Annotated in this window: 15 protein-coding genes and 2 pseudogenes; 6 read left to right on the top strand and 11 right to left on the bottom strand. The window is 69.0% G+C overall.

Features of this window, described 5'->3' with window-relative positions; all coding sequences use genetic code 11:
• Positions 1–4: 4 nt before the first annotated feature.
• Genes Pflav_RS30135 through Pflav_RS30125 form a run of 3 tightly spaced genes read right to left on the bottom strand, consistent with a single transcriptional unit; the run spans position 5 to position 2,273 of the window.
• The gene (locus tag Pflav_RS30135; RefSeq protein ID WP_173040059.1) at positions 5–838 is read right to left on the bottom strand and encodes an ABC transporter permease; all 834 of its coding nucleotides are present in this window, start codon (positions 836–838) and stop codon (positions 5–7) included.
• Positions 835–1,794: an ABC transporter ATP-binding protein gene (locus tag Pflav_RS30130; RefSeq protein ID WP_173040057.1), complete on the bottom strand. Its 960-nt coding sequence runs from the start codon at positions 1,792–1,794 to the stop codon at positions 835–837. Before Pflav_RS30130 ends, Pflav_RS30135 begins: the two co-directional genes overlap by 4 nt.
• Positions 1,791–2,273: a MarR family winged helix-turn-helix transcriptional regulator gene (locus Pflav_RS30125; protein WP_173040055.1), complete on the bottom strand. Its 483-nt coding sequence runs from the start codon at positions 2,271–2,273 to the stop codon at positions 1,791–1,793. Before Pflav_RS30125 ends, Pflav_RS30130 begins: the two co-directional genes overlap by 4 nt.
• Before the next feature lie 86 nt (positions 2,274–2,359).
• Here Pflav_RS30125 and Pflav_RS30120 point away from each other — a divergent pair, with 86 nt between their 5' ends.
• Positions 2,360–2,929 (top strand): TetR/AcrR family transcriptional regulator, encoded by a 570-nt coding sequence (locus Pflav_RS30120; RefSeq protein WP_173040052.1) that lies wholly within the window; start codon positions 2,360–2,362, stop codon positions 2,927–2,929.
• 1 nt (position 2,930) lies between these two features.
• Here the strand turns inward: Pflav_RS30120 and Pflav_RS30115 are convergent.
• A pseudogene (locus tag Pflav_RS30115) lies at positions 2,931–4,369 on the bottom strand (GuaB1 family IMP dehydrogenase-related protein).
• A gap of 10 nt (positions 4,370–4,379) precedes the next feature.
• Positions 4,380–6,132: pseudogene (locus Pflav_RS30110) on the bottom strand (acetyl/propionyl/methylcrotonyl-CoA carboxylase subunit alpha).
• A 75-nt stretch (positions 6,133–6,207) separates the two neighbouring features.
• Between Pflav_RS30110 and Pflav_RS46435 the strand changes: the two are divergent.
• The 5 genes from Pflav_RS46435 (at position 6,208) to Pflav_RS30090 (ending at position 9,756) form a co-directional block, all read left to right on the top strand.
• Positions 6,208–6,375, top strand: coding sequence for a PadR family transcriptional regulator (locus Pflav_RS46435; protein ID WP_232072102.1), 168 nt, complete (start codon positions 6,208–6,210; stop codon positions 6,373–6,375).
• A gap of 20 nt (positions 6,376–6,395) precedes the next feature.
• Positions 6,396–6,812 (top strand): hypothetical protein, encoded by a 417-nt coding sequence (locus Pflav_RS30105; protein ID WP_232072100.1) that lies wholly within the window; start codon positions 6,396–6,398, stop codon positions 6,810–6,812.
• Between the two features lie 97 nt (positions 6,813–6,909).
• Positions 6,910–7,863 (top strand): ATP-binding cassette domain-containing protein, encoded by a 954-nt coding sequence (locus Pflav_RS30100; protein ID WP_173040050.1) that lies wholly within the window; start codon positions 6,910–6,912, stop codon positions 7,861–7,863.
• 3 nt (positions 7,864–7,866) lie between these two features.
• Entirely contained in the window at positions 7,867–8,613 is a 747-nt protein-coding gene (locus Pflav_RS30095; RefSeq protein WP_173040048.1) for an ABC transporter permease, read from the top strand.
• A gap of 111 nt (positions 8,614–8,724) precedes the next feature.
• Positions 8,725–9,756 (top strand): MFS transporter, encoded by a 1,032-nt coding sequence (locus Pflav_RS30090; RefSeq protein WP_232072099.1) that lies wholly within the window; start codon positions 8,725–8,727, stop codon positions 9,754–9,756.
• Between the two features lie 334 nt (positions 9,757–10,090).
• Here the strand turns inward: Pflav_RS30090 and Pflav_RS30085 are convergent, their stop codons facing one another.
• The 6 genes from Pflav_RS30085 to Pflav_RS49080 all read right to left on the bottom strand — a co-directional run bounded on the left by Pflav_RS30085 (position 10,091) and on the right by Pflav_RS49080 (position 14,842).
• Entirely contained in the window at positions 10,091–10,744 is a 654-nt protein-coding gene (locus Pflav_RS30085) for an O-methyltransferase (RefSeq protein ID WP_173040046.1), read from the bottom strand.
• A complete protein-coding gene (locus Pflav_RS30080; protein ID WP_173040044.1) occupies positions 10,741–11,397 on the bottom strand; it encodes a Maf family protein in 657 nt (218 codons plus the stop codon). The genes Pflav_RS30085 and Pflav_RS30080 overlap by 4 nt, the downstream gene beginning before the upstream one ends.
• Before the next feature lie 174 nt (positions 11,398–11,571).
• Positions 11,572–12,195: a S8 family serine peptidase gene (locus Pflav_RS49090; protein ID WP_415624404.1), complete on the bottom strand. Its 624-nt coding sequence runs from the start codon at positions 12,193–12,195 to the stop codon at positions 11,572–11,574.
• Positions 12,087–12,638, bottom strand: coding sequence for a S8 family serine peptidase (locus tag Pflav_RS49085; RefSeq protein ID WP_415624344.1), 552 nt, complete (start codon positions 12,636–12,638; stop codon positions 12,087–12,089). The genes Pflav_RS49090 and Pflav_RS49085 overlap by 109 nt, the downstream gene beginning before the upstream one ends.
• 1,261 nt (positions 12,639–13,899) lie before the next feature.
• Positions 13,900–14,406: a hypothetical protein gene (locus Pflav_RS30070; RefSeq protein WP_173032654.1), complete on the bottom strand. Its 507-nt coding sequence runs from the start codon at positions 14,404–14,406 to the stop codon at positions 13,900–13,902.
• Entirely contained in the window at positions 14,387–14,842 is a 456-nt protein-coding gene (locus Pflav_RS49080) for an acyl-CoA carboxylase subunit epsilon (RefSeq protein WP_415624343.1), read from the bottom strand. Before Pflav_RS49080 ends, Pflav_RS30070 begins: the two co-directional genes overlap by 20 nt.
• Between the last annotated feature and the right edge of the window lie 32 nt (positions 14,843–14,874).

Here is a 14,874-nt window from a genome sequence, read left to right as displayed (position 1 = left end):
GCCCCTAGTTGATGGCGCGGCGCATGAAGCCCCTGACGCCGACTGCCGTGGAGGCCGCACCGGAGGCCAGCAGCACCAGGATGCAGATCCACGGCGCGATGTGCGGCACGTCGGGTACCACGGCGGCGCGCACCGCCTCGGACAGGTACGTGAGCGGGTTCAGCGCGGTCACCACCTGGAACCACCGCATCGAGTCGAGCGACTGCCACGGGTACTGCGTGGCGCCGGTGAACATCAGCGGCGTGAGGATCACCGCGAAGATGACGCTGATCTTCGACGGCGGGACCATCGTGCCGAGAGTCAGGCCGATGCCGGCGCCGACCCAGCTGCCCAGCACGAGGCCGGCGATCAGCAGCGGTATGCCGTCGGTGTGCCACGGCGCCGAGCCGAGCACGAGCGCCCCGATCGGAAACATGATCACCGCCGAGGCGAGCGCCCGGATGACGGCGAGCAGCAGCTTCTCCACCGCCACGAGGTACGTGGGCAGCGGCGCGAGCAGCCGGTCCTCGATCTCCCTGGTGAAGCTGAACTCCATGATCAGCGGGAACGAGACGGTCTGGAGCGCGGTGAGGAACGCGGTCAGCGCCACGATGCCGGGCAGCAGCAGGTGCGCGTAGTCGTCCGTGACGTACCCACCCGCGTTCAGCACCTTGGCGAAGACGAAGAGCATGAACAGCGGCTGGAGCGCCACCTGGGCGAGGAACACCCAGAACTCCTTGCCGGTCACGTAGATGTCCCGCCACAGGATGGCCCGGAACGCCTTACCGGCGGAGGGCCGTGCGTCGACGGTCGGCTGGCGTACCTCGCCGGCGGATGGCCGGGTGTCGAGGTCGGTCATCGGAGGCCCCTTCCGGTCAGGTCGATGAAGACGTCCTCCAGGCTCGCCGCTCCCATGTGGACATTGGTCAGCGTCGCCGACCGTCCACTCAGGACAGCGATGACCGGCGCGAGGACGGTGTCGGGATCGGTGTTCAGGTACAGCCGGATCGGTCCGCCGGCCACCGCCTCGCCGCGCTCGACGCCCGCCACGTCGGTGAGCGCGGCGACCAGCTTGTCCGGGTCGTCGCCGTCACCCGGCGTCACGGAGAGGTCGAGCACCGCGTGGCCGGCAAGGCTGCGGGTCAGCCCTTCCGGCGTGTCGAGCGCGAGCAGCTTGCCGTGGTCGACGATGCCCACCCGGTCGGCCATCTCCGCGGCCTCGTCCATGTCGTGCGTGGTCAGCACCACCGTCACGCCGCGAGACCGCAGGTCACGCACCCGCTCCCACATGAACAGCCGGGACTGCGGGTCGAGGCCGGTGGTCGGCTCGTCCAGGAAGAGCACCTTCGGCTCGTGCATCATCGCCCGCGCGATCATGAGCCGCTGGGCCATACCGCCGGAATACCAGTCGACCTTGACGTCGGCCTGGTCGGCCAGCCCGAACTCGTCCAGCAGGGCCGCCGCCTTCGCGAAGCGGTCCGTACGCGACAGGCCGTGGTACGCGCCGTGGAAGGCGAGATTCTGCCGTGGCGTGAGCGACCGGTCCAGGTTGGTCTGCTGCGGTACGACGGCGAACAGCTTGCGCGCCGCGACCGAGTCGCGGATCACGTCGACGCCAGCCACCCGGGCCTCGCCGCCCGTGGCCTTGACCCGCGTGGTGAGCACGCCGATCGTCGTGGATTTGCCGGCCCCGTTCGGCCCGAGAAGGCCGAAGATCTCGCCCGGCTCGACGGTGAACGACAGCCCGTCGACCGCGTTCACGTCGCGTTTCGGGTACCGCTTGACGAGGTCGCGGACCTCTACCGCGGCGGTCATGAACTTTCCTCCCCGTGCAGGATGGGCACTTCGGCAGCCTCCGTGTCGGTCATTTTGGCGATGATTTCGAGCAGGAACTCGCGGATCACCTGCGCCTTCGCCGGGTCGGCGTCGACCGAGGTGAGCGGTCTCGGGTTGCGCATCAGGCTGATCAACGACTGGGCGGCCACCGCGCCGTCGAGAGTCAGCGCCAGCCGCACCGCGCGTCGGTCGGCGCCGTCGCGCTGCCGCTCGACGAGCCCGCTCTTTTCCAGCGTGTCGACGATCCCGGTGAGCGTCGGTGGCCTCACGAAGCAGAGCAGCGCGAGCTCACCGTGCGTGAGCTCGCCCCGGCCGTGCAGCGCGAGCAGCACCGCCATGCCGGAGCCGGTGAGCCCGAAGCGGTCCGCGAGCAGCTGATTCCACCGGTTGGCCGCACGCTGGCCGGCCAGGACCAGCAGGCGGCCCAACGGTATGTCGTGCAGGTTCACGAGTTCCACGGCGAACATGTTAGCCACCTGATCGTTAGGTGCCAAACTAATATCTCGCGAAGAGTAACTAGTCGCTGGCAAGTTAAAGTGTTCAGATGGCGGAGAAGCGCTCATACCACCACGGCGACCTGCGGCGAGCGCTGCTCGCGGCGGCGGCCGAGGCGATCGCCGAGTCCGGGCCGGCCGCGCTCAGCCTGCGCGACCTGGCCCGGCGGGCGGGCGTCTCGCACGCGGCGCCGGCACACCACTTCGGTGACAAGGCGGGGCTGCTCACCGCCCTCGCCGTCGAGGGCTTCAACCGGCTGGCCGACGCGCTCGACGCGAGCCGCGCGGAGACCGGCAGCCTGCTCGAGGCCGGCGTGACCTACGTCCGCTTCGCCGTCGAGAACAGGGCGCATTTCGAGGTGATGTTCCAGCCCAGCCTCTACGACCGGGACGATCCCGAGGTCGATGTGGCGCGGCAGCGGGCGGGCGCGGCGCTGAGCGCGGGAGTTTCCACGCTTGACGAGCCGCCGCCCGCCGAGGAGACGCGGAAAACCGAGCTGGCCGCGTGGTCGATCGTGCACGGCTTCGCCACTCTGTGGCTGGCTGGCGCGTTTCCGGACCCGCTCGGCGACAACGCCGGCGATGCCGCCCGCCCGGTCATCCGCCGCCTTTTCGACTGAGCTACCAGCTCGTCGGGAGCGGCATACCTTCCGTGTACCCGGCCGCGCTCTGCACGCCCACGAGTGCCCGCTCGGCCAGCGCGGCCAGGGAGGAGGCGCCGGCGTACGTGCACGCGCTGCGTACGCCCGCCACGATCTCGTCGATCACGTCCTCGACGCCGGGGCGGGCCGGGTCGAGGTACATGCGGGCGGTGGAGATGCCCTCCTCGAATACCGCCTTACGGGCCCGGTCGAAGGGGTGTCGTCGGCGGTACGGGCACTGACCGCTCGGGCCGAGGCCATGCCGAAGTTCTCCTTGTACCGCCGGCCGTCCACGTCGGTGTACAGGTCGCCGGGCGACTCGTACGTGCCGGCGAACCAGGAGCCGATCATCACGTTGGAGGCGCCGGCGGCCAGGGCGAGCGCGACGTCACGCGGGTGCCGCACGCCGCCGTCGGCCCATACGTGGCGGCCCAGCTCGCGGGCGGCCGCGGCGCAGTCGAGCACAGCGGAGAACTGCGGCCGCCCCACGCCGGTCATCATGCGGGTGGTGCACATCGCGCCCGGCCCGACACCCACCTTGACGATGTCGGCACCCGCTTCGACAAGGTCGCGTACGCCCTCGGCGGTCACCACATTGCCGGCCGCCACCGGCACGCCCGGCTCCAGCTTGCGTACGGCCCGGAGCGCGGCGAGCATCCGCTCCTGGTGGCCGTGTGCGGTGTCCACGACAAGCGTGTCGACGCCGGCTTCGAGCAGCGCCGCCGCCTTGCCCCGGACGTCGCCGTTGATGCCTATCGCGGCCGCGATGCGCAGGCGCCCCTTGCTGTCCACCGCCGGCTGGTAGAGCGTCGCGCGCAGCGCGCCCTGCCGGGTCAGCACACCGACCAGCCGGCCGTCGATGTCGACGACCGGTGCGAAGCGGCGCCGCCCGGACGCGAGCTGGTCGAAGCCCTCGCGCGGGTCGGCCTCGGCGCGCACGGTCAGCAGCTCGGTCGACATCACGTGCCGCACCTGAGCGAACCTGTCGACGCCCTCGCAGTCGGCCTCGGTGACCACGCCGATCGGCCGGCCGTCGTCGTCGACCACTACGACCGCGCCGTGCGCCCGCTTGGGCAGCAGGTGGATCGCGTCGCCCACGGTGTCGGTGGGGCCGAGCCTGATCGCCGTGTCGTGCACCAGGTGGCGCTGCTTGACCCAGGAGATGACGTCGGCGACCACGTCGAACGGGATGTCCTGCGGGATCACCGCGATAGCACCGCGCCGGGCCACGGTCTCGGCCATCCGGCGGCCGGCCACGGCCGTCATGTTCGAGACCACGATCGGGATCGTGGTACCGGTCCCGTCGCTCGTCGCCAAGTCGACGGCCAGCCGCGAACCGACCTCCGACCGGACCGGTGCCATGAAGACGTCGCTATAGGTCAGGTCGTGCGCGGGCGCCGCGCCGTTGAGAAACCGCACTCTGAGCAGCTTATTTGAGCTCGCATATGGTCGCACCCGCGGTGACGACATCCCCGACCTGCGCGGTGAGACCGGTCACAGTTCCCGCCTTGTGGGCGTTGAGCGGCTGCTCCATCTTCATGGCTTCCAGGACGACGATCGTGTCGCCTTCGGCCACGGTGTCCCCTTCGCCGACGGCGATCTTGACGATCGTGCCCTGCATGGGCGAGGTGAGCGCGTCTCCACCGACAGCCGCGGCAGCGGTCCCGCCCTGGACCGGCGCGGAGCGCCGCCCCTGGAGGGAGCCGCCCCAGTCGCCGTACCAGCGGAAAAGCCGGCAGGGAGGCTGACCTCAAGCCGCTTGCCGCCCACCTCGACCACGACGGTCTCGCGTTCTTCGGCTTCGCTGGCGGCGCCGCCGCCAGCGGTGAAGGGCGGCACGGTGTTGTCCCACTCGGTCTCGATCCACCGGGTGTGCACGGTGAACGGCTCGGTGGTGAAGGCGGGGTCGCGCACGATGAGGCGGTGGAACGGCAGCGCGGTGGCCATGCCGTCCACGACCATCTCGTCGAGGGCGCGGCGGGCGCGTTCGAGCGCCTCGGTGCGGGTCTCGCCGGTGATGATCACCTTGGCCAGCAGCGAGTCGAAGTTGCCGCCGATCACGCTGCCGGTCTCGATGCCGGTGTCGACGCGTACCCCAGGGCCTTCGGGCAGGCGCAGGCGGGTGACGGTGCCGGGTGCGGGCAGGAAGTTGCGGCCCGGGTCCTCGCCGTTGATCCGGAACTCGATCGAGTGGCCGCGCGGTGTCGGGTCGGCCGGCAGCCGTAGCTGCTGGCCGGACGCGATGCGGAACTGCTCCCGGACCAGGTCGATGCCGGCGGTTTCCTCGGTGACCGGGTGCTCGACCTGTAGGCGGGTGTTGACCTCGAGGAACGAGATGGTGCCGTCCTGCCCGACGAGGTATTCGACGGTGCCGGCGCCGTGGTAGCCGGCCTCGCGGCAGATCGCCTTGGCCGACTCGTGGATCTGCTTGCGCTGCTCGTCGGTGAGGAACGGTGCGGGTGCCTCTTCGACGAGCTTTTGGTGGCGGCGCTGTAGCGAGCAGTCGCGGGTGCCCACGACGATCACGTTGCCGTGCTGGTCGGCGAGCACCTGGGCCTCGACGTGGCGGGGCTGGTCGAGGTAGCGCTCGACGAAGCACTCGCCCCGGCCGAACGCGGCGACCGCCTCGCGGGTCGCGGACTCGAACAGTGTCGGGATCTCGTCCAGGTCGCGGGCGACCTTGAGGCCGCGACCGCCGCCGCCGAAGGCCGCCTTGATCGCGACCGGGAGCCCGTACTCGCGGGCGAACGCGACGACTTCCTCAGGCCCGGCGACCGGGTCGGGGGTGCCTGGCACGAGTGGCGCGCCGGCCCGCTGCGCGATGTGCCGCGCAGTCACCTTGTCGCCCAGGTCGCGGATCGACTGCGGCGTCGGGCCGATCCAGGTCAGTCCTTTTTGGAGCACGGCCTCGGCGAAGTCGGCGTTTTCCGACAGGAAGCCGTAGCCGGGGTGGACGGCGTCGGCCTGCGACTTCTCGGCCACGTCAAGGAGCTTGTCGATGCGCAGGTACGTCTCCGGCGCGGTGTCACCCCCAGCGCGTACGCCTCGTCGGCGAGTCTGACGTGGAGGGCGTCCCGGTCCGAGTCCGCGTACACGGCGACGCTGGCAAGCCCGGCGTCCCGGCAGGCGCGGATGACCCGAACGGCGATTTCGCCCCGATTGGCGATGAGGACCCTGCGCATGAACCGGAGTGTACGACCCTTGAGACTCAGGAAGTTACTAGTAGGTTAGTCAAACTTGCCTATTACGCTTGTCGCGTGTCGACGACCCGCATGATGATCCTCGGTCTAGTCAGCTGGATGCAGCCCGTCCACGGCTATGACGTACGGCGTGAGCTGCTCAGTTGGAACGCTGATAAGTGGGCGAATGTCCAGCCCGGCTCGATCTACCATGCTCTCCGCAAGCTGACCGAGGAGGGCTGCTGAGCGAGGTCACCACCGAGCAGGTGGGGAGCCGCCCAGCCCGCACGACGTACGAGATCACACCCAAAGGCCAGGACGAGCTCGACAACCTGCTGCGTGGCTACTGGTGGGAGATGAAGCCGGTCAGCGACCCGTTCTTCGCGGCGCTGGCCTTCCTACCGGCGCTGTCCCGCGAGGAAGCGGCGGCGGCGCTGCGCAACCGGGCGGCCCAGCTGCGTGCCGCGAACGACGGAGTGGAGGTGGCCGCCGAGAAGGGGTGGCTCCGCGAGAAGCCGGTACACGTGACGTGGATGTGGGAGCTGATGGTGGCTCGCAACGAGGGCGAGATTGCCTGGTGCGAGTGGGTGGCCGGGCTGGTCGAGTCGGGAGTGTCGTACCTGCCCGAGAAGGTCTCGGTGGAAGGCCTGGAGTGGGAGCGGTGGCGCAAGCAGGTCGACTGACTTGCGACCGATCGCGTCATAATCAAGCTTGACTAGATGCGTTATATCGCGTTAGCGTGTGGCGTCATACAGACGTGTGCGACGGAGAGCGACGTTCATGATTGAGACAAAAGGCTTGCGGAAATCGTTCCGCTCCCGGCAGGGGCGGGAGACCAAGACCGTCGAGGCCGTGCGTGGCGTCGACCTCTTCGTTGGTGAAGGCGAGATCTTCGGCTTCCTGGGGCCTAACGGCGCGGGAAAGACGACCACCCTGCGCATGCTCGCCACGCTGATCGAGCCGGATGGCGGTGCGGCCACCATCGCCGGCGCTGACCTCCGGCGCAACCCGGGCGAGGTGCGCCGCCGCATCGGTTACGTGGCGCAGGGCGGCAGCACGTGGGATGAGGTGAGCGCCCGCGAGGAGCTGGTGCTGCACGCCCGGATGTATGGGATCAGCAAGGCCGAGGCGCAGCGGCGGGCGGTGCGGGCGCTGGAGGCGTTCCAGCTGACCGAGTTCGCCGACCGTAAGTGCAAGACCTACTCAGGCGGCCAGCGCCGCCGGGTCGACATCGCGCTCGGGGTGATCCACGAGCCCAAGGTGGTCTTCCTCGACGAGCCCACCACCGGCCTCGACCCGCAGAGCCGCGCCCACATGTGGGACGAGATCCGCCGCCTGCGCAGTGAGGGCGTGACGGTCTTCGTGACCACGCACTACCTGGAGGAGGCCGACGCGCTCTGCGACCGGCTGGCCATCATGGACTATGGCGAGATCGTCGCCGAGGGCACGCCCGACGAGCTCAAGCGCGATGTGGCCGGCGACGTGGTCACCGTGGGGCTCAACGGGTCGACCCCCGAGGCGGCCCAGCTGCTCGACGGCGAGGACTACGTCAACAAGCTGGAGACCACCGAGGACGGCCTCCGGCTGTATGTGGACCAGGGCGCTACCGCCATCCCGCTGATCCTCCGCAAGATCGACGGCGCTGGCCTCCACCTCGGCACGATCGAGCTCCACCGCCCCAGCCTTGACGACGTCTTCCTGGAGAAGACCGGACGTTCCCTCCGGGAGAGCTGACCGATGAAGCTGCTTCGTGACACCTGGCTGATCTTCCAGCGGCAGATGGTTCTCGTGCTGCGCAACCCGGTCTGGGTCGTGATCGGCATCCTCCAGCCGCTCTACTTCCTGCTGCTGTTCGGCCCGCTGCTCAAGGACGCGCTCCAGGCACCGACCACCGCCGACGCGTATCGGTTCTTTGTGCCAGGCCTGCTGGTGATGCTCGCGATGTTCGGCTCGATGTTCGTCGGGTTCGGGCTGATCGCCGAGCTTCGCGCCGGCGTCATCGAGCGCAGCCGGGTCACGCCGATCAGCCGCCTCGCGCTGATGCTCGGCCGCGCTCTGCGCGACGTGGCGACGCTTGTCGTCCAGGCCGCGCTGATCACGGTGCTGGCCATCCCGTTCGGACTTACCGTGCGGGTGGGCGACGTGCTCCTGGCCTACCTGATGCTCGGGCTCATCGGCCTGATGCTCTCCGCGGCCTCCAACGCGATCGCGCTCAAGCTGCGCAGCGAGGACGCGCTTGCCCCGCTGATGAACGGGGTGGCCCAGCCGCTCCTGCTCCTCTCCGGCATCCTGCTGCCGCTGACCGGGTGGGTGGCGACGGTTGCCGACTTCAACCCGTTCTCGTGGGCGGTCGACGCGAGCCGTGCGCTCTTCGCCGGCAACCCGGGTGACGACAGCGTGTGGCAGGCGCTGCTGATCCTGGGCGCGCTCACCGCGTTGACGCTCTTCTGGTCGGCTCGGGCGTTCGCCCGCAGCGTCCGCTGAGAGCTGCGTCTCACCACTGTCCGGGGCACGGTCCGCGCCACTTAGCGTAAGGACCGTGCCCCAGCTTGTTCATGACCGTGTCACGCTCCTGACCTACGCGCAGCTGGGGTTGTGGGGCTTCTTTTTGTATGGCTTCGGCCCGTCGTCCCCCTCCTCCGCGACGAGCAGGGCACCACCGCCGCGGTAGCCAGCCTGCACAGCACCGGTCTCGCCGCGGGCGCCCTCATCGGAGCGTCCGCATTTCCGCAGCTCGTCCGGCGACTGGGCCGGGGTAGCGTGCTGTGGCTGTCACTCGCTGGGGTGGCCGGCGCGGTCGTGGTGCTGTGCGCGTTCGAGGTGCTGCCCGCGACGCTCGCAGCGGCGGTGCTCGTCTCGACGTTCGGCACGATGGTGGTCACCGGCGTCAACGCCGCGCTCGCCGACCATCACGGCACCGGCGCTACCGCCGCGATCAGCGAGGCCAACGCCGTCGCCGCCGGCGCCGGCGTGGTGGCGCCCATCGTGATCGGCTTGTCGGTAAGCGCGGGCTTCGGTTGGCGTCCGGGGATCGCCGTCGTGGTCGGCCTTATCGCGCTTGTCGCGCTTGTCGGCTTTCTTTTTCGGGTACGCCTACCGTCTCTGGTCGCCGAGCCGACGCTGCACCAGGTCCGGCGCCCGCTGCCGCGCTCCTACTGGCTGGCGTGGGCGATGCTGAGCGCGACCGGCTCGGTGGAGGTGTGCCTGTCGCTGTGGGCCGCGGACGTGCTGCGTACCCACGCCGGCATGTCGCCGGGCGCCGCCTCGGCGACGGTAGCGGCGATCGTGGGTGGGATGTTCGCCGGCCGCCTTGTCGGCTCCGCCCTGGCCCGGCGGGTCGCCGCGGTGCCGTTGCTGCTCGGCGCGCTGGGCATCAGCGTGATCGGGTTCGCGATCTTCTGGCTGTCACCGGTGGCGTGGGTGGCGGCGGCCGGGCTGATGGTGCTCGGCGTCGGCAACGCGATGCACTACCCCTCGGCGTGTCGATGGCGCTCGCCGTGGCCGACGGGCAGCGCGACCGCGCGTCGGCCTACTCCATGTACGCGTCGGCGATCGGCTTCGGCATCGCCCCGGTCGTCCTGGGCTGGGTGGCCGACGGGGTGGGGCCGCACCGCGCGTTCCTGCTGATGCCACTCTTCATCGCGGTCGCTGCGGTCCTCGCGGTGCGGCTGCGTCGTGCTCTCATGCTGAGCGGCGGCGTGCCCGCCTGAGCGCGCCCTTGCCCGGCTGCGGCGTGGGTCGTTGGCGCTGGTCCGGCCGCGCCGCCGCGTGGCGGCGGGGTGTTGGTCCGGCCGCGTCGCCGTTAGCGGCGACGAGCCAGCGTGTTGGCTCGGCTGCGTCGTTCGTTTCCCGTGGCGCGCCGGTGTATTGGTCCGGCCGCGCTGCGGCTTAGCGGCGGCGTGCCTGCGTGTTGGTTTGGCTGCGTCGCCGTGGGAGCGTGTTGGTTCGGCCGCGCCGCCGCTTAGCGGCGGCGTGCCAGCGTGAGGCCGTCGGCGATCGGGAGCATGACCACCTCGACCCGCTCGTCCCGGGCGGCGATGTCGTTGAACTCCACGATCGCCTTGTCGTTGTCGTCCCGCGGATCCAGCACCCGGCCGTCTCGCAGCACGTTGTCGATCACGATCAGCCCGCCGGCCCGCGTGCGCGGCACGAGCTCCTCCCAGTAGGTGGGGTAGCCCGTCTTGTCAGCATCGATGAAAGACAGGTCGATGTGCGGCTCCGCGGGCAGCTCCCGCAGCCCCTCGGCCGCCGGCCCGATGCGCAGGTCGATGCGGTCGCTCACGCCAGCCCGATCCCAGTAGCGCCGGGCGACCGACGTGAACTCCTCGGAGATGTCGAAGCAGATCACCTTGCCGCCGTCAGCCACCGCGCGCGCCATAGCCAGCGACGACAGTCCGGTGAACGTGCCCACCTCCACCACCTGCCGCGCGCCGACGAGCTTCGTCAGCAGCGACAGGAACGCGGCCTGCTCGGGCGCCACCTGCATCTGCGCGTTGCCGGGCAGCGAACGCTCGGTCTCCTCGATGAGGTCCTGCATGACGTCGTCGGGCGGTGAGCCGTGCGCGACGACGTACGCGTGGAGCTCGTCAGTCATGGGCAGCGTCTTGATGGTCATGGGACGAGCCTAGGGCGCTGGCCCCACAGCTCGGTGATGGAGTGCCCAAGGTCGGCGAGCAACTCGCGGAACAGTGGGAGCGAAAGGCCGATCACCGTGCCCGCATTGCCCTCGATCCGCTCCACGAACGCCCCGCCGATCCCGTCGATCGTGAACCCGCCGGCTACGTTGAGCGGCTCGCCCGTGCCCACGTACGCAGCGATCTCGTCGTCGGTGACGTCCGCGAAGTGCACGACCGTCGAGGCAACCGCGGCCGCACGGACGTCACCCTTGATCAGGCAGTGCCCGGTGTGCAGCACCCCCCACTGCCCACGCATGCGCTGCCACCGCTTGATCGCCTCGCTAGCGTCGCCGGGCTTGCCGTAGACCTCGCCTTGGAACTCAAGGACCGAGTCGCACCCCAAGACCAGCGTGTCCCCAGGCGGCAGGTGACCGGCGACGATCGCCGCGAGCACCCGCTCGGCGACGGCCTGCGCCTTCCGGTGAGCGAGCTCGAGGCAGAGTTCCTCGGCGCTGGCAGCCTGGATGTCGGACTCGTCGACACCGCTGACCAACACCTCCGGCTCGATGCCAGCGGCCTGCAACAGCTTGCGCCGGGCGGGGCTGGCCGAAGCGAGAACAAGCCGCGGCGGGACCTGAGTACGAGTACGCACGGTGATGACGGTACTTGCCGCTCCGTCGTTGTCACCGCCCGGCACCACCAGAGCGTCACCAAACTCTGATCTGACCCCTCGATGTAGTCGCAGGTCTGGCCCCCATCACCGGTGGCGGCGGCCGCGTCGGCTCCTAAGGCGCTCGCGATCTGTCGCCCGAGTGGTTGCAGACTGTCACCCCGGCGGCTTCGGGCTCCGGGCGTCAGCGGCGGGCCGTCGGCGGCCGCGCATACCGAAAAACACCGCTGCCACCCCCACGGCGGCGGCAGCCAGCAACGCCGCCAATATCCCGCCGGTGTTGCTCCGACCAGGTTCGCCAGGCGGCGCGGCGTCCGCCGTGGTGCTGTTGGGCGTAGGCGCCACAGATCCGAGCGGCGGCACATCGGCCGTGAGAGCAGCGACAAGATTCAGAACGCCGTAGCCGTACTGCTCATCCCGCCCAGGCGGCCCTTTATCGGTGGCGGTAGCGGTAAGCCGATGGACAACCTCCTCCGCCGACAGGTCGGGATACTTACTCCGCACAAGGGCAACAGCCCCAGCAACAATCGCGGCCGCGTCCGAGGTGCCAGTGCCCTTGCGGTACAGGCCCTTGTAGCTCGTGCTGTAGATATCCACGCCCGGCGCGACGATATCGAGCTGCTCACCCGTGACGGATACCTCAGCGTGATTCCCCTGACGGTCAACCGCCCCTACAGCCAGCACCCCGTCATACGCCGCAGGGAAGCCGACACCGAGATCAGTAGGCCGGTTCCCGGCCGCCGCAACAACGACGACATCGGCAGCGTTGGCTGCGTCGATAGCATGTCGCAATGGGGAGAGGGGCCTCCAGTCGAGGATGCGTTTATCACGGCCGCGCCACGCTCGATGGCCCATTCGATTCCGGCTGCTAATAGATCGCTGTCGGCCTGACCGGCCGGCCCTTCACTGCGGATCGGTAAGATGGCTGCCTCAGGCGCGATCCCAAGCGCGCCCATCCCGCTGGTGGTTCCGTGGGCAGCTATTAGGCCAGCCATGCCAGTACCATGGGAGTCTGTATCGATTCGACCATCGCCGGATCCAGACAACGTGTCGGTTCCACGCAACAGATTCCTGGCCAGGTCCGGGTGTTGATCGACTCCCGTATCAATAACCGCGACCACTATGTCGTCGCCCACGCTGTGTTTGTGAGCTTCCTGTACGTTGAGGAATCTCAGATGCCACTGGTCATCTCGAATCTGGTCGGGGCTCAGCGTGGCGGACATTGAGAGGGAGGCGGAGAAGAACAGGGCAGCGGCTCTGGCCCGCCTGCTTCGAGTCACCGGTCTAGTCCGATTGCCGGCCCAGGATCAAACCGAGGTTCCGCGCGAGGCACGATAACTTCCGGAACACCTTGCGCCACCTGCCATCGCGTGTCTGGCTTCGCGTGCCTGATCCGTTCGCTTCGCTCATCCCCTGCTTGGCCCGAGATAGGAGCGCATACTGACTGGCCCATAAACTGCGGGCTGGCGATTGGGTTGCTGGCGATTACGCCGCCTACAGGATTGACTCGGATTGGATCTCGAGGGGGTCGTGTTGCGGACCCTGGTACGCCACCAATAACTCCACCAGGAGCCAAAGCCCTTGGTGTCGTCCCTCCCGCCAAGCCTGGAGTCGCAAGGCCATCGCTGCGATCGACGGATCGAGGACCTGGTGTATTTGTCTTAATGGCCGAGCCAGGTGCGATAATGCCGGATTCTCTTGCATCCAAGGCCGGTGGCGTGGGATGCATTCCATTGGCACCTACGTCGCTGTCCCCCGCTTGCAGCCCGCCAGCGCGTCCGCTCGCTGAGTCCACCCTCCCTGTTGAATCCGTTCCAGGCAGGAAGCCCTCAGAGTTGCGAACCATTGGTTGCTGCCGCCCATAAACGTCCGCATCCCCTGGGTCCCTAAAGTTTCCGGCTGGGTACGTGGGGGGTTGGCGGATTGCGGCTTCGGCCTCGATCAGGGTGTGGCTGAGCGTGTACATGATGGCGCGTGCTCTGTTGTTGAGCCGTTCCAGGTCTTGCGGGCCGGCGGGTGCGGCGCCGATCACCGTGGGAGCTTCCGCCCCTGCGTTGAAGGCGGCTCGGTTCGAGTAGTACTCGATCGTGCCTGATGTGGCGACGTACTCGTCGTAGAGCGGCTTCAGATCGCGGCGTGCGGAGGCCAAGGCTCCCACCGTCGCCGACAGGGTGGTGTAGTTGGCGGCGGCTACGTCGTGAGTGGTGCGGACGTTTTCGATCAGGAAGTCCAGGCGGGCGACGTAGGCGGACGCGGCCGCGTTGCGGTCTGGGGGCCAGGCCTCGGCGAGGTTGGTGCGGTATTGCTCCAGGCGGCGTAAGTGCGTTGCGGTCAGCTCGGATGCCTTACGCCAGCCGGCCACTAGGCGCCAGTGGTCGTCGCTCTGCTGGTTTTCCAGCAGGCGCCACATCGCTGGCAGGTCGCGCTCGAACCAGCTCGTGCGGGTCTGCCCGCCCGGCACGCCGCTCCTCTCCCAGGCCACGATCAGCTCCCCGCAGCGGGAAGAGGCGTGGCGGGAGGCGGCGGCCCCGAAGGAGGCGGCGTAGCGGCAGGAGGCGGCGCAGCGGGAGGTGGCGGCGAAGGAGGTGCCTCGGCGGGTGGTGCCGCCGCGGCCGTGCGGTCTAGCGCTGCCTCCACGTCGGACGCTTTGGCGACCGCGAACGCGTCGGCTTCGCCATACAGCGTGCTTACCTCGGCGGCTGCGGTTGCCAGGCCCCACGTGGCCTCTTGGTAGAAGTAGACGAGGTCGGCGGTGTTGAACTGCGACGCCCGATGAGTCTGTAGGAAGCTGGTCAGCTCGTCGAACGATTCTGGCGGCTCGGGTAGGTCTACCGCCATGTCGTCGGTGACGTAGGTGAGGTGGGGTACGTAGTTGTCGACCACCTCGGCGCGCAGCTTTGCCGCGAACTCTTCCATCCGCGCGATGTCGGCCTCGATCTGGGCGTAGCCGCCCAGCCAGGCTGGTCCGAAATCATCCGCTGGTCGGCCCATCGGCCCTCCCGACGAAGTGTCGAAACGGCTTGCGTCCCCCAACGGATGAGATTAGTCGATGCGCACGAATCTCGACGCCCGTGAATTCCTTGATCGAGGAACGACCTGCGAGGAACGGCGAGCGACGGAACGACGAGCGAGCAACGACCCGCGAGGAACGATCCGGGAGGAACGACGACCGGCGCGACGACGAGCGAGCGACGGAACGACCCAGCCTGCGAATCGCGGAAGGTGGAATGTCAGCGGGGAGCCAGCGACCCCCGCCAACCGTCGCGGCCACCGCCGGGCCTTGCGCTGCGGGCCCACGCGGACCCCGACGGGTCTGGCTGGTGGTGGGCGGCCTGCGGCGGAGCAGGATCGCACCCACCAGGGCGGCCAACTCCTCGTCCGTTGGAACGCCGCGCGTCACCCGAAAGAACGGCTCCGGTTCCGACATGGGGTCAGCGTACAAGAGAGAAGACGGTCACA

The organism is Phytohabitans flavus (assembly GCF_011764545.1).
Classification (GTDB): domain Bacteria; phylum Actinomycetota; class Actinomycetes; order Mycobacteriales; family Micromonosporaceae; genus Phytohabitans; species Phytohabitans flavus.
The sequence above is the reverse complement of the archived record's forward strand: the minus strand, read 5'-3'. Positions and strand labels throughout refer to the sequence as shown.